The organism is Nocardioides malaquae, assembly GCF_015070385.1.
In the GTDB taxonomy this organism is placed as follows: Bacteria; Actinomycetota; Actinomycetes; order Propionibacteriales; family Nocardioidaceae; genus Nocardioides; species Nocardioides malaquae.
On record NZ_JADCSA010000010.1, the window covers coordinates 67,304 to 80,695 of the forward strand.

Below are 13,392 nucleotides of genomic sequence, written 5' to 3' on the forward strand. Positions count from 1 at the left end.
CTCTCGCGTCAGGACCTGTCCTCGTCACGGATCGGGGTGATCCACGACCGGTGGCTCTGCGGATTCTTGGTGATCGCGAGCAGGTCGTCCACGTGGGGCTCGAGTCCGGTCACCTTGTCGAGCGGGACACCGACGATCAGCTGGAAGCCGAGGCCCTTCCAGGCCTGCACCGCGCGACCGGCGAACTCCGAGTCGGCCTTGACGAACCCTTCGTCGAGGAAGACCGGCGCGAACCGCGGCCGGGAGCGCATCTCGTCGCCGAGACGGAAACGCAGCGCCGAGCCGACGATGAAGGCCACGAGCTCCTGGCTCTCTCCACCGCTCTTCTCCCCCAGCGTGCGGTAGGTGGCGCGCAGCTCGCCGGTGGCGTGGTCGTAGCGCTCGGCGCTGATCTCCACGTGGCGACGCACGTCGAGCAGTCGGTCCCGGTCGCTGGCGCCCTCGACGTCGGCGGTGCGGCGCAGCTGGTTCATGAAGCGGCTCAGGTCGGCGAAACGCCGCTCGAGACCGGCCTCGTCGAGCTCCGCGGTGCCGCCGCCGGCGAGCGTACGCAGGTCCTTGAGGAAGGCCTGGACGTGCGCGGGGGTGAGGCGGCGCAGGCGGATCCGCAGCCGGTCGCCCTCCCCGCCGAACTCCAGGCGCCGCAGGATGGCGTTGACGGGCTCGAGACGGTCCTCGATCTCCTCGATCGAGGAGGCCATCGCGCCGACCAGGGGCACGAGGTCCTGGCCGCTCCACTCGGTCAGCCGACGGCGCCACTCGTCGCGGCGGCCGGCCAGGCCGGTGCCGCAGATCTCGTCGAGGATGCGGGCGTAGTCGGGGTAGGAGTCGGCGGTGGTGCCCAGGTTCGGCGAGTCCCACTGCAGCTTGTACATCCGGAAGGTCGCGGTGAGCTCCTCCTCGACCCGGCGGACCTCTGCCTCGGCGTCACCCACCGCGTCGCGCAACCGTTCCTGGAGGCGCTGGGAGTGCTCCGCGAAGCGGTCGAGGTCGTCAGGGTCCGCCGGGGCCACCGCGGCCGCGAACTCGGCGCTCAGTGCCGCCTCCCGATCGGGGTCGAGCGCGCCGGACCCGCTGCGCTCCAAAGCCTCCAACCGGTCCTTGACGAGATCCTCGGAGTCCACGTGCTCGGCATGCGCGGCAGCGAGCTCACGCTGGCGGCGCTCCAGGTCGTAACGCTGCTTGCGGGTCTGCTCCAGGGCTGCCTCCAGCCCCTCGATCTGGCCCTGGAGGGCCTGCAGCTGGTCGTCGGCGCCGAGGATCTCCTCCCGGCGCCGCTCGAGGTCGGCGATGCGTCGCTCGCTGCCCCCGACGTCGAGGTCGTCGTGGCGGGCCGCCGCGATGGCCTCGTAGGCGGCACGGCGCTGGTCCAGGACGCTGGTGCGTCGGTCCAGCTCGGCGACCTCCCCGTCGATGGCCACCAGCTCGGCCTCGAGCGCGGCCAGCTCCTCGTCGACCTCGCCGAGGGCGTCGTCGTTGGAGAAACCGATCACGTTGCGCAGGTCACCGAGACCGTGGGCGCCGCGCCGTCCCTGACGGGTCTGCCCGGCGCGGGTGACCCGCAGCCCCTCGCCCCCGGCCAGCTCCTCAGGAGCCTCGACGCACAGCGCGTTGCGGGCCGGGTCACTCACGTGCGCCTGGACCCAGCCGGAGAAGGGCGACTCCTTGTAGACGAGCTTGCCGGCCACCCGCTCGGGGTCCAACGGGCCAGCATCGGGCAGCCCCGTCTCGGCGCCCTCGAAGTGGAGCCGACCGCGCATCTGCAGCCCGTCGATCGCGGCGGAGAACTCCTCCAGCCGCTCGAGGGGCACCAGCATGGTGCGCGCCGACGAGCCGAGCACGGTCTCCACCGCCAGCCGCCAGCGCGACTCCTCGGGAGCCACGTCGATGAGCTCGGCGACAAAGGGCAGCTCCTCGACGGAGAGCCCGCTGGCCCGCGCCACCTCGGCTCGCATCTCGTGCATCCGCACCGGCATCCGGCCCGCTCGGTGCTCCAGCGAGGCGCGCTCCTGGCGCAGCTCGGACTGGCGCACGTTGATCGGGTAGCGACGGTCGCGGGCGGCGTCGCGGGCAGCCTTGAGCTCCGCGTGCTGGTCCTGCCAGCCCTCCAACCATGCCCGGGCACGTGACTGGAGCTCGGCGAAGAGCTCGGGCGACTCCAACGCCTCGCCGACGTCGACGCCCTCGACGGTGTCGTGACCGGGGTCGGTGACGGTGAGCAGCGGCACCAGTCGCTGCTGCAGGGTGGCCCGCCGGCCCACCCGGTCCTGACGGACGACCTGTTCCTGCTCCAGGGCGAGGGCGAGCGACTGCAACGTCGAGCCCCCGGCCGCGCGGTGCGCCTCCTTGGCGGCCTCGAGGTCGCCGACCAGCGCTGCCTCGGCAGAGGTGGCCGCCGCGAAGGCGTCGGCGGTGGAGCGCCGGGCGTCGCGGTTCTCCGCGACCGCCCGCTCCAGCAGGCGCAGGTGGGTGCGCAGCAGCCAGGTGCGCAACGGGGTGTCGCCAACGCGCGTCACGCCGAAGGCGTCGAGCTCGGCGAGGCGTCGTCGAGCCGACTCCCTGCGCTGGTCCAGGTCGGTGATCGGCGCGAGCAGGTCGAGCTTGGCCTCCTCGGTGCGCATCGCCGAGTGCGCGGCGTCGAGGTCGTCGAAGTGGGCGATCGCGCGGTCGGCCGCGGCGTAGGTCGCGGGGCGTTCGAGCACCATCTCCTTGTAGAGCTCGTCGACCGAACGCACCTGGTTGCCGGCCTGGATCCGCGCCAGCAGGCGCAGCGCCCTGGCGCCGTCGGAGTTGGCCCCGATGCCCAGCCGGGCGTGCAGCACGGCGGCGAACTCCGCGTAGGTGCGGTGCACCCGGATGCCCGGGAAGAGCTTCTTGAGGGTGTTGGCGTGGAAGCGCTCCGGAACGGCTGCCTCGAGCGCCTCCAGGCTCAGGGCCTCCTCGTGCGTGACGAGCTGCATCTGCACGTCCGCCGACCGTGTCGCACGGCGCGGGACGTAGTAGGTGCGCAGCGCCGTGAAGCGTCCGCCCTGGTCGTTGACGAAGGTCATCGCCACCGCACCCCAGGTGTCGCTGCCGCGCCCACGCAGCAGCTTCTCCACCGGACGACCGGTGCGCGGGTCGTCGACCACGTCGACGGCCCCACGCAGGTAGGAGAGCAGGTTGCGCTGGCCGACGCTGCGGGCCCGCCCGGAGACGGCGTCGTTGGAGGCCCCGTTGAACTTCGTGTCCGACGGCATCATCAGCGCGGTGTAGGCGTCGAGGATCGTGCTCTTCCCGGCTCCCGAGGCCCCCGAGATCATGGTGGTGTCCCCGCGCAGCGGCACCGTGGTCAGTCCGCTGAAGCCACCCCAGTTGACCAGCTGCAGCAGCGCAGCGCGCCACTGCATCGTGTCGTCGCTGGGGGTGGTGACCACGGCGGCGTCGAAGAGCCCGTCCGCGCCCTCCAGCACGTCGTTGCTCATGCCCACTCCCCTTCCTCGTCGCTCGCCGGCTCCTCACCCTCGACGACCTCGACGGCTGGCTCGCCGAAGAGGTCCTCCACCCGCTCCGGAGGGGGTTCGACCGCGTTCGAGCGGCGCAAGGCCTCCAGCAGCTCCTGCAACAGCTCGAGCGGGAGCAGGGGCTCCACGGCTCCGCTGACCTCGTACCTCTCGTCACCGACCGCGCCGATGAGCAGACCGGTCTTGACGATGCTGGCCACCGCGTTGCGGGCCCGCTTCTCGTCGCCGGCCCCGTCGGTCGCGTGCAACGGCCGGAACGAGGCCACGTGTGCCACCAGGTCCTCGCGGTCGACGAAGACCCGGGCGTCCCCGCCGGCCTGACCTGCGCGCAGCCGGTCGCGCAGGTGCACCAGGAGGATCGTCTCCTCGCGCGACCACGGCACGTCGTGGAGCAACGTCGGGAAGCGGCCACCGGTCTCGGAGGAGGCCTGCCGCTTCCACGCCACCTCACGCTCGCGGTCGACCAGCAGGTCGAGGAAGACGTCGTTGAGTCGCGAACGCAGCAGCTGCTCGTGGTCGACGAGCACCTCCCAGTCGCGCGGGTGCGTCCTGGCGCTGATGAACCGCTGCTTCAGGAGGGTGACCAGCGCCCGTCGCTGGGCGAAGTCGAGGGTGCCCTCGTCGCCCTCGAACACCGAGACTGACGCGGTGTCGTGGCCGCCGCGGTCCAGCTCGGCACCCGTGGACCCGAGGTCGGACGGGTCGAGGTCGGTCATGTCGAGGTCGCTCACTGCGAGGTCTCGCTCTCGTGGGTGTCGGGCAACGCCAGGCGCGGCACGGTGAACGTGCGGGCCGTGCCGTCGGGGCGTACGGCGGTGTAGGTCTCGGTGTCCTGGACGCCCGGCTCGCGGGGCTCGTCGGCGTCCGCGGCCCAGGACCGGTCGGCAGCCAGGTGCAACAGGCCGAAGATCTCCACAGGACGCCGCAAGGAGGGCTCCAACCCGTCGAAGAACTCGCCCAGCGTGGCGGCCGACGCGGTCGTACGCCCGGCCAGCGCCTCGTCGAGCCTGCGCCGCAGCAGCTGCAGCTGAGGACCACCCTGCGCCATCAGCGAGGCGAGCGCGACGCTGGGGGCGTCGGGCACCGGGTCGCGCTCGATGCGCTCGGGCAGGACGTCGTCGGCAGGATCGTAGAACTTCTCGCGCAGGTGCTCGACGCCGGCACGCGCCGGCAGCAACGGGACGTCGAGGGTGGCGCGAGGACCGGTGGCGCCCATCCAGGTGGTCAGCTCGGCCTCGAGGTGGCGCAGCGTCTGCTCGAGCTCCCGGTCACGGGCAGCGTCGTGGGAGACGATGTAGTCCTTGAGCGTCGCGGTCACCCGCGAACGCTGGGTCAGGACGCGGTCGAGCCCGTCGCGCACCAGCTTGACCGTGCCCCGCAGCTCCGACCGGTCGACGTCGCCGAGGATGCGGTCGGCGAGCGGGTGCTCCAGCAGCGCGTTGAGGTCCTCGCGCAGCTGGGCGACCAGCGCGTCGTCGCGCAGCAGGCCGAAGGCGCCCTCGAAGGCACGTCCCTCGGGCGTGGAGGTCATCAGCCGGTCGGCCCGCTCCAGGTAGGCGTCGACCACCTCGCCCGCCGGTCTGTCCTCGGCGCGGAAGGCGGCCAGGATCTCGGCGCGGATCTGCGCGAACCGCTCCTCCACCCGGGCGAAGTCGCTGGGGAGCGCCGAGACGAGGGAGATCAGCTCGGTGAATCCCTCGCTCATCCAGTCCTCGGTCGCCGAGACCATCTCGGCCCCGTCGACCAGGCGGTCGCGCTCGGCCTGGAGTCGGGCGATCTCCTCGTTGAGCAGGGTGACCCGGGTCGTACGGTCCGGGTTGGCCTCCGCGTTGAAGCGGCGCACCGTGCCGACGATCGTGGCGATGCGGTGCTCGCTGAGCGTCGCCCGGTCGCGGGTGAGCGTCTTGACCAGCTCGAGGGCCTGCTGGGCGTGCGAGGTGAGGGTGTAGACCTCGTGGCCGCGCTCGTCCAGGGAGCGCACCAGCCACTGGCCGCGCATCCAGCGGTGGCACAGCTCGCGACCACTGCCGGTCGGCACCTCGACGCCCCCGAGGTCGTCCGACGACCCGAGAGTCGCGAGGTGCTCCTCGACCTGGGCGTGCAGCCTGGCCGTGGGCACGGGCGTGTTGTCGCGCCCGAACGCAGCCCGGAAGAGCGTGATGACCACGGGTGCCTGACGCTGGTGAAGCAGCGTGAGGGTGGGTTGGTCGAAGGCCCCGTTGACCTTGGCCCACTCACCTGCGATCTGACTCATGTGCTCCCGTGCCTCCTGACGCGCGGCCCACCTCGACCGACGCGCCGTGGCACAGCCTCTCAGAGCAGGTCCCCCGACGTCGAACAGGCGTCACGCAGCCTGTGGAATCATCGCAGCCGTGGAGGAGCCGATGACACCGCGACGACTGCTGCTCGCCGTCGACGCCCCGTCCCTCCTGCACCGCAACCACCACGCCCGGGCCCACACGCGGCACCGGGACCGGTCGGGGCGTCCGGCCTGGGCCCTGCACGGCATGCTGCGCCAGATCATCGAGGCGATCGACCGTTTCGCCCCCGACGCGGTGATCTTCGGGCTCGACGACCGCACCTCCTCGGTGCGTGCCTCGTTCTACCCCGACTACAAGGCGGGACGCGCGGAGAAGGACCCCGCCCTGGTGGAGCAGCTCGACAGGGCCGGCGCCCTGCTCGACGCGTTGGGGCTGGCCACCCTGACCCCGCCGGGGCTGGAGGCCGACGACGTCAATGCCTCCGCCGCCACGTGGGCCCTCACCCACGACTGGGACTGCGTGATCATCACCTCCGACCGCGACTCCTTCGCCCACATCAGCGACCGCACGCGGGTGCTGCGGTTGATCAACGGCGGCATCCATGCCTCGCCGCTGCTCACTCCTCGCAGCCTGCGCCTGATGTACGGAGTGGCAGCGAAGCACTACCTCGAGTTCGCCGCCCTGCGCGGCGACGCCTCCGACAACCTGCCCGGCGTGCCGGGCATCGGCGAGAAGACCGCCCCGCTGCTCCTGGAGCTGATGGGCTCGATGGACGCGGTGTGGAGCGACATCGACCACTGCGGCGGCGCGAACCTGGTGGCCGTCCTGGACGGATGGGCCGCCGAGACGGGTGGACGGCGCATCGGAGCCGGCCTGGTCCGCAAGCTGGCCGCACCCGGTGCGCGGGAAAGGTTCGAGTTCAACATGGCCGTGATGTCCGGGCAGGACGACCTCGACCTCGGGCTCACCCCCGACGTGCCCGGCACACCGGGCCTGTTGCCGCTGGAGATGGCGCGGGTGGAGCACGTCGTGGGCCACCTGGGCGTGGCGGGCACCACCGACCTGGCCGTTCGCGTGCTCACCGCGGTGCCAGCGTCGCGCGCCACCATCTGGTGAGACCCGTCGGGGCTTCCTGTCCCCCACTAGGCTCACCCCATGAAGGCCACGCATCCGGAGACCCACGCCCGGCGCGCGCACTTCACCTCCCAGGTCCGCGCCCTGACCGACCCGGTGAAGGGCTCCACGCGGCAGCGGCTGGCCACCGAGGCGATGACGCTCTTCGCCCGCAAGGGCTACGGCGGCACGTCGATGCGCGAGATCGCCGCCGCGGTGGGGATGCAGGCGGCGAGCATCTACGGCCACTTCCCGTTGGGCAAGCGCCAGGTGCTCATGGACGGCCTGCTCGACATCCTGGACGACTTCCTGGTCTGCGTGGTCGCGCCGGTCGCGACCGACCGGGGCCCGCGCGAGGAGCTCGTCGACGTGGTGACGCGTCACGTGCGCTGGCGACTCGAGCGCGGTGACATGTCACTGGCCTGGGACGCCGCCTACTTCGGGCTGGGCATGACCGACGTGCTCGAGGACGCCCAGATGGCCGAGCTCACGGCGGCGGTGGAGTCCTACCGTTCCTACCTGGTCTCCCTCTGCGCAGCGCTCGGCGACCCGGCCGAGGCCGAGGGAACCGCCCGTGCGGTGATGGCGCTCTGCGACACCTGCAGCCGGCTGCGGGTGCGCGCTGACGAGTCGGACGACGTGGTCGTCGCCCGCGTCGTGCGCCTGTGCCTGCTCTGCGCCGGCGCGACCCGGCCGACCGCGTAGGGCGGCCGGCCGGGTCCGTCGGCTGGCTCTCGCCTCAGAGACGCCAGCAGGACGAGACGGCCGGCACCCCGCCGAACCGCGCCTCGAAGAAGGCGTACATCTCGGCGGCGTGGTTGAGCATGCCGCCCACGTGCAGCGGGGTGGCGTTGGTGCTGAACCGGACCGAGGCACCCTTGGCGCACCAGTCCTTGGCCAGCTGCTTGCCCACGCGGTGGGGGACCACGTCGTCCAACAGGCTGTGCGAGACCAGCACGGGGGCGTTGGGCCTGATGGTGCCGATCCTCTGGTCGGCGATCATCGACCTGAAGGGTTCGCGCGTGATCAGCTCGGCCAGGTCCGCTCCGTCGGCGGTGTAGTCCCCCGACTTCGTGAAGGCCGCGCCGAAGAGGTCGAAGACGCAGTCGTCCTTGATCTGCTCGTACATCTGAAGCCCCTTGGCGTTGAGCTGAGGCGTCATGTCGATGTCGTAGCTGGCGGTGAGACCGGCGATCGCGAACCATCCGAAGAGGGCGTAGAGGCTGCCGTCGATGGCCCCGGGCAGGGCCCGCAGGTCGGCGGGTGTCGCCCCGGCGGCAGTGCCCTTGACCTTGAGCTCCTTGCCGTAGGAGCCGGCGAGCTCGGCGGCGGAGGCGGCGCCGGCACCCCCCTGGGAGTAGCCCACGAAGCCGACCGGGCTGGCGGGCGAGAGACCGGTGCTGGGCATGCGCTGCGCCGCACGGACTCCGTCGATCAGGGCCCGACCCTGGGAGAGCCGGTCCATGTAGGTGTGCATCCCGGCGGTGCCGAGACCCTCATAGTCGGTCATGGCGATCGCGTAGCCACGCTTGAGCAGGCCCGCCATGAAGATGCTCTCGTACTCGAAGAGCTCGCTGAAGACGCGCGACGGGGCACAGGAGTCACCGACGCCCTGGGTGCCGGGGGCGTAGCCGAGGACCGGCCGAGAGCCCGGGCCGCGCCACTTGGCCTTGGGCACGATGACCGAACCCGAGACCGCGATGGCCTTCCCGGTGCGGTTGGTGCTGCGGTAGAGGACGCGGTGGGCGTCGTACTGGGTGGCGGCCAGGTCGGCCGGGTCGAGCAGGAAGCTGAGCTTCTCGGTGCGGATGACCGCGCCGTTGGTGCTCGGCAGGGTGGCCGGAGCTTCGTAGAAGGCCGGACGGGGCTCCTCGGCCGAGGCCGTCGGCACCGTCGTGAACGGGACGACGACGGCCGCCACGGCGGCGGCCAGCAGGGTGCGCGCGCGGGGGCGCGCGGACAGGTGTGATCTCACGGGTGCTTCTCCCTCCCGCGTCGGGAGCCCGGACGGCGTCACGAAACCACTCCCGAGGCGGCCAGTCCACCGAAGCATGTGAGCCACGTCACGCACAACGGGCTTCTCCGAATCTGGGACGGACGACCTGACTCCCGCCCGGCGGGGCATTCGGGGGTGCGTGACAAACTGGTCACCGCCCCCTCGGGCACCGCCCCCTTGCGTTGCACCTGCGCGCGCTGCGCCTTCGGGTTGCGCCTTCGCACTGCCACTCGAATCACCAGGAGAAGTACATGGACGTGAGCCCTCTCGTATGGGGCCTGACGATCGTCGGCATCATCGGACTGCTCGCCTTCGACTTCTTCTTCCACGTGCGCCAGGCGCACGTGCCGACGTTGCGCGAGGCAGCGATCTGGTCGGCGATCTACGTCGGCATCGCCATCGTCTTCGGGCTCGGCTTGCTGTGGTTCGGCGGCGGCCAGATGGGCTCGGAGTACTTCGCCGGCTACATCACCGAGAAGGCTCTGAGCGTCGACAACCTCTTCGTCTTCCTCATCATCATGGCGAGCTTCCGGGTGCCTCGCGAGGACCAGCAGAAGGTGCTGCTCTTCGGCATCGTCTTCGCCCTCATCGCCCGCACCGGCTTCATCCTGTTGGGCGCGGCGCTGATCAAGGAGTTCTCGTGGATCTTCTACCTCTTCGGCCTGATCCTGCTGCTCACCGCTGGCAACCTGCTCAAGGGCGAGGACGAGGACGACGACGCTGCCAACAACTTCATCATCCGGGCTGCCAAGAAGCTCTTCCACACCTCCGACCGCTACGACGGCGACAAGCTCTTCACCATGGAGAACGGCAAGCGGGTCATGACCCCGATGCTGCTCGTGATGGTGGCCATCGGTGGCACCGACATCCTCTTCGCGCTCGACTCGATCCCCGCGATCTTCGGGCTCACCCAGAACACCTTCATCGTGTTCACCGCGACGGCGTTCTCACTCATGGGCCTGCGCCAGCTCTTCTTCCTCATCGACGGCCTGCTCGACCGCCTGATCTACCTCTCCTACGGCCTCGCCGCGATCCTCGCGTTCATCGGCGTCAAGCTCATCCTGCACGCGCTGCACGAGAACAACCTGCCGTTCATCAACGACGGCGAGCACGTGCCGGTCGTCGAGGTCAGCATCGGCGTCTCCCTGAGCGTGATCCTGGGCGTCCTGCTCGTCACCGTCCTGGCGTCGCTGGTCAGCCCCGCCGGCAAGGCCCACTCCGTGGTGGCCAACGCGCGCCGCACCGCCGTGGCCTACCTCGACGAGCAGCACACGGCCGACCCGGTCGAGCGCGAGCGCCTCTACCAGGCCCTCGTCCACGGGCACGAGCAGATGATGCAGCTCGACGAGAAGTACCGGGCTCCCGCGCTCGAGGACGAGAAGCTCATGACGCTCATCGACCGCGCCCGCGTCGCCCACTCCGAGGCGCTCTCCCGCGGCGAGGTGCCGCCGCCCACCCACACCCAGCACTGAGGGCGTACCGGTACTGAGGGCGTACCGGTACTGAGGGCGTACTGGGCGCGGCCGGCTCGACCCTTCGGCCGCTCAGCCCCAGAAGATGCGGTCGACGACGGCGTGGGCGCGCCGCGTGGTGCGCAGGTAGTCGTTGACCATGCGGTCGGTGTCGCCGACGTCGTAGCCGAGCAGACTGGCCATGCAGGCCCGCTCGACCGGGTCGCCGGGCATCGCGTCTGCGCCCTTGCCGCGCACCAACGTCGCGGCGTTGCGCATCCGGCTGACCAACCGCCACGCCGCGGCGAGTACGGACGCGTCCTCCTCGGCGACGAGGTCGGCCTCCACCGCCGCGGTCAGTGCGGGCAACGTGGCCGGGTGGCGCAGGGCCGGCACCCGCCCCGCCCACTGCATCTGCAGCAACTGCACCGTCCACTCGATGTCGGTCAGCCCGCCCCGCCCCAGCTTGAAGTGCGTGTGCTGGTCGGCTCCCCGGGGCAGCCGCTCGGTGTCGACCCGGGCCTTGATCCGCCGCACCTCCACGACCTCGTCCCCGGCCAAACCCTCCGCGGGGTAGCGCAACGGGTCGATGAGCGCGGTGAACCGCTGCCTGAGCCCCTCGTCACCCACGACCGCTTCGGCTCGCAGCAACGCCTGCGCCTCCCAGACCGCCGACCACTTCGCGTAGTAGGCGGCGTAGGACTCCAGCGTGCGCGTGAGCGGTCCCTGGCGTCCCTCGGGCCGGAGGTCGGCGTCAACCTCCAGTACCGGATCCGAGCCGGGGGCGGCCAGCAGGCTGCGTACGTCGTTGGCGATCGCCATCGCGAAGGCGGAGGCGGTCTGCACGTCGGCGCCCTCCACCACCTCGTGCACGAACATCACGTCGGCATCGCTGGCGTAGGAGAGCTCGCACCCGCCGTAGCGACCCATCGCGATGAGCGCCATCCGCACCGGAGGCGTGTCGAACCCCTCCGCCCGCGCGCGGTCGCGCAGGGCGGCCTGGAGGGTGGCCTCCAGGGTCGCGTCGGTCATGGAGGTGAGCGCCTGCCCGGCCTGCTCCACGTCGGTCTCGCCGAAGAGCTCGCCCACCGCGATGCGAAAGAGCTCACGCCGGCGGATGCCGCGCACACCCCGCACCGCGTCGGCGGCGTCGGCGCGCCGCTGCACGGTGGCCATCATCTCCTCGCTGAGTGCCTCCTGGGAAAGCGGGGTGAGGTCCTGACCGAGGATCTTGACCCCCTCGGGCTCACGCTCGAGCAGGTCGGTGGCGAAGCGTGAGGTCGAGAGCAGGCGCGCAAGTCGCTCCGCGACCTGACCCTCGTCGCGCAGGGCGCGCAGGTACCACGGGGTGTCCCCCAGCGCCTCACTGATCCGTCGAAAGCCAAAGAGGCCGGCGTCCGGGTCCGGGGAGTCGGCGAACCACTCCAGCATCACCGGCAGCAGGGTCCGCTGGATCCGCGCGCTGCGGGAGACGCCCGCCGTCAGTGCCTCGAGGTGACGCAGCGCGGCGCGCGGGTCGGCGTAGCCCAGGGCGCTGAGCCGGTCCTCGGCCTGGGCAAGAGTGAGCCGGGCGTCCGGTCCAGGGATGCGGGCGACGGCTTCGAGCAGCGGACGGTAGAAGATCTTCTCGTGCAGCCTCCGCACGAGCCGACGTCGTCGGTGCCATTCCTTCTCCAGGGTCGCCGCCGGGTTGCGGTAGAAGCCCATGGAACGCCCGAGGCGGCGGAGCGCGGAGTCGTCGTCGGGCACGACGTGGGTGCGGCGCAGCTGGTGCAGCTGAATGCGGTGCTCGAGCGAGCGAAGGAAGGCGTACGCCTCGTGCAGCGCCTCGCCGTCCTCGCGGCCCACGTAGCCGCCCCTGGTCAGGGTGGCCAACGCGCTGAGCGTCGTGGGTGCGCGCACCGACTCGTCGGCCCGACCGTGCACGAGCTGCAGTAGCTGGACGGCGAACTCGACGTCGCGCAGTCCCCCGGCCCCCAGTTTCAGCTGGCGAGGCGCCTCCTTCGTCGGGATGTGGTCGACCACCCGCCGTCGCATCGCGCGGACGTCGGAGACGAAGCCCTCGCGCTCGGCCACCGACCAGACCAGCGGCCTCACCATCTCGACGAAGCGGGCTCCCAGGTCGAGGTCACCGGCGACCGGGCGGGCCTTCAGCAGCGCCTGGAACTCCCAGGTCTTCGCCCACCGCTCGTAGTAGCCCTCGTGGCTGGCAAGCGTTCGCACCAACGGACCCTGGTTGCCCTCGGGCCTCAGGCCGGCGTCGACCGGCCAGATGGTGCCCTCTGCGGTGTGCTCGGAGCAGACCTGCATCATCTGCGCCGCCAGCTGGGTGGCCGCCCGGGTGGCGTCGTGGTCGTCGACCCCGTCGGCGCCCTCGTGCACGAAGATCACGTCGACGTCGGAGACGTAGTTGAGCTCGTGGCCGCCGCACTTGCCCATCGCGACCACTGCCAGACGGGCGCTCGACGCCTCGTCCCCGACGCGCGCGCGGGCCACCGCGAGGGCTGCCTCGAGCGTGCCGGCCGCCAGGTCGGAGAGCTCCGCGGCGACGTCGTCGACCCGTTCACCGTGGCACAGGTCGCGCGCGACGAGGGGCAGCAGGAGCCGTCGGTAGCGCACCCGCAGGGCGTCCACCGCCTCGGCGTCGGGCGCCGTGGCCACCGGCTGGTCCGCCTCCGGGTCGGCCCCCACACTCTCGAGCAGGCTCGCCCGCATGCCCCAGGCGGTGGCACGGGTGCACGAGAGGTCGTCGTCGCAGAGCGCCACCCAGTGCTCGGGGTGCCGCACGAGGTGCTCACCGAGGGCGCGACTCGCACCGAGCACGTGGACGAGGCGCGCGGTGGTGGCGGCGTCCTCGGCCATCACCGTCCAGAAGGCGTCGGGGTCGTCGACGGCGTCAGCGAGGTCGTGCAGGGTGCGCAGCGCGAGGTCGGGATCGGCGACGAAGCCGAGCGCGCCGACGACCGTCTCCCGGGCGGCGCCCAGGGCCTCGACCCCCGTCCTGGCTGACTCGAGGTCCTCGAACCCGACCCGGACCAGGTATGTGGCGCTGGGTGGCGTGCGCATCG

The 13,392-nt window shown here is 71.5% G+C and carries 8 protein-coding genes; 3 read left to right on the forward strand and 5 right to left on the reverse strand.

The genetic code is table 11. From position 1 onward, the window contains the following. Window positions 1-8: 8 nt before the first annotated feature. The 3 genes from IEQ44_RS11235 to IEQ44_RS11245 are packed head-to-tail and all read right to left on the reverse strand — an operon-like array spanning window position 9 to window position 5,757. Entirely contained in the window at window positions 9-3,464 is a 3,456-nt protein-coding gene (locus tag IEQ44_RS11235; protein WP_193638554.1) for an ATP-binding protein, read from the reverse strand. After that, on the reverse strand, window positions 3,461-4,234 hold the full coding sequence (locus tag IEQ44_RS11240) for a DUF4194 domain-containing protein (protein ID WP_319804629.1): 774 nt from the start codon (window positions 4,232-4,234) through the stop codon (window positions 3,461-3,463). Before IEQ44_RS11240 ends, IEQ44_RS11235 begins: the two co-directional genes overlap by 4 nt. After that, a complete protein-coding gene (locus IEQ44_RS11245; protein WP_193638555.1) occupies window positions 4,231-5,757 on the reverse strand; it encodes a DUF3375 domain-containing protein in 1,527 nt (508 codons plus the stop codon). The genes IEQ44_RS11240 and IEQ44_RS11245 overlap by 4 nt, the downstream gene beginning before the upstream one ends. A 130-nt stretch (window positions 5,758-5,887) precedes the next feature. Here IEQ44_RS11245 and IEQ44_RS11250 point away from each other — a divergent pair, with 130 nt between their 5' ends. Continuing rightward, window positions 5,888-6,880 (forward strand): 5'-3' exonuclease, encoded by a 993-nt coding sequence (locus tag IEQ44_RS11250; protein ID WP_193638556.1) that lies wholly within the window; start codon window positions 5,888-5,890, stop codon window positions 6,878-6,880. A 39-nt stretch (window positions 6,881-6,919) separates the two neighbouring features. Then, window positions 6,920-7,582 (forward strand): TetR/AcrR family transcriptional regulator, encoded by a 663-nt coding sequence (locus tag IEQ44_RS11255; RefSeq protein ID WP_193638557.1) that lies wholly within the window; start codon window positions 6,920-6,922, stop codon window positions 7,580-7,582. 34 nt (window positions 7,583-7,616) lie between these two features. Here IEQ44_RS11255 and IEQ44_RS11260 read toward each other — a convergent pair whose 3' ends face one another. Continuing rightward, window positions 7,617-8,852 (reverse strand): lipase family protein, encoded by a 1,236-nt coding sequence (locus IEQ44_RS11260; RefSeq protein WP_319804630.1) that lies wholly within the window; start codon window positions 8,850-8,852, stop codon window positions 7,617-7,619. A gap of 272 nt (window positions 8,853-9,124) precedes the next feature. Between IEQ44_RS11260 and IEQ44_RS11265 the strand changes: the two genes are divergently transcribed. Then, complete coding sequence (locus tag IEQ44_RS11265; RefSeq protein WP_193638559.1) at window positions 9,125-10,345, forward strand: TerC family protein; 1,221 nt, start codon at window positions 9,125-9,127, stop codon at window positions 10,343-10,345. Between the two features lie 72 nt (window positions 10,346-10,417). On the opposite strand, the gene IEQ44_RS11270 is transcribed toward IEQ44_RS11265, so the two are convergent. Beyond that, window positions 10,418-13,390, reverse strand: a complete 2,973-nt coding sequence (locus tag IEQ44_RS11270; protein WP_193638560.1) for a bifunctional [glutamine synthetase] adenylyltransferase/[glutamine synthetase]-adenylyl-L-tyrosine phosphorylase — start codon at window positions 13,388-13,390, stop codon at window positions 10,418-10,420. Between the last annotated feature and the right edge of the window lie 2 nt (window positions 13,391-13,392).

What these genes read in the sequence shown, in the direction of transcription:
- IEQ44_RS11235 (WP_193638554.1), bottom strand. Translation starts at nt 3,464, where the DNA reads ATGAGCAACGACGTGCTGGAGGGCGCGGACGGGCTCTTCGACGCCGCC.
- IEQ44_RS11245 (WP_193638555.1), bottom strand. Translation starts at nt 5,757, where the DNA reads ATGAGTCAGATCGCAGGTGAGTGGGCCAAGGTCAACGGGGCCTTCGAC.
- IEQ44_RS11250 (WP_193638556.1), top strand. Translation starts at nt 5,888, where the DNA reads ATGACACCGCGACGACTGCTGCTCGCCGTCGACGCCCCGTCCCTCCTG.
- IEQ44_RS11255 (WP_193638557.1), top strand. Translation starts at nt 6,920, where the DNA reads ATGAAGGCCACGCATCCGGAGACCCACGCCCGGCGCGCGCACTTCACC.
- IEQ44_RS11265 (WP_193638559.1), top strand. Translation starts at nt 9,125, where the DNA reads ATGGACGTGAGCCCTCTCGTATGGGGCCTGACGATCGTCGGCATCATC.
- IEQ44_RS11270 (WP_193638560.1), bottom strand. Translation starts at nt 13,390, where the DNA reads ATGCGCACGCCACCCAGCGCCACATACCTGGTCCGGGTCGGGTTCGAG.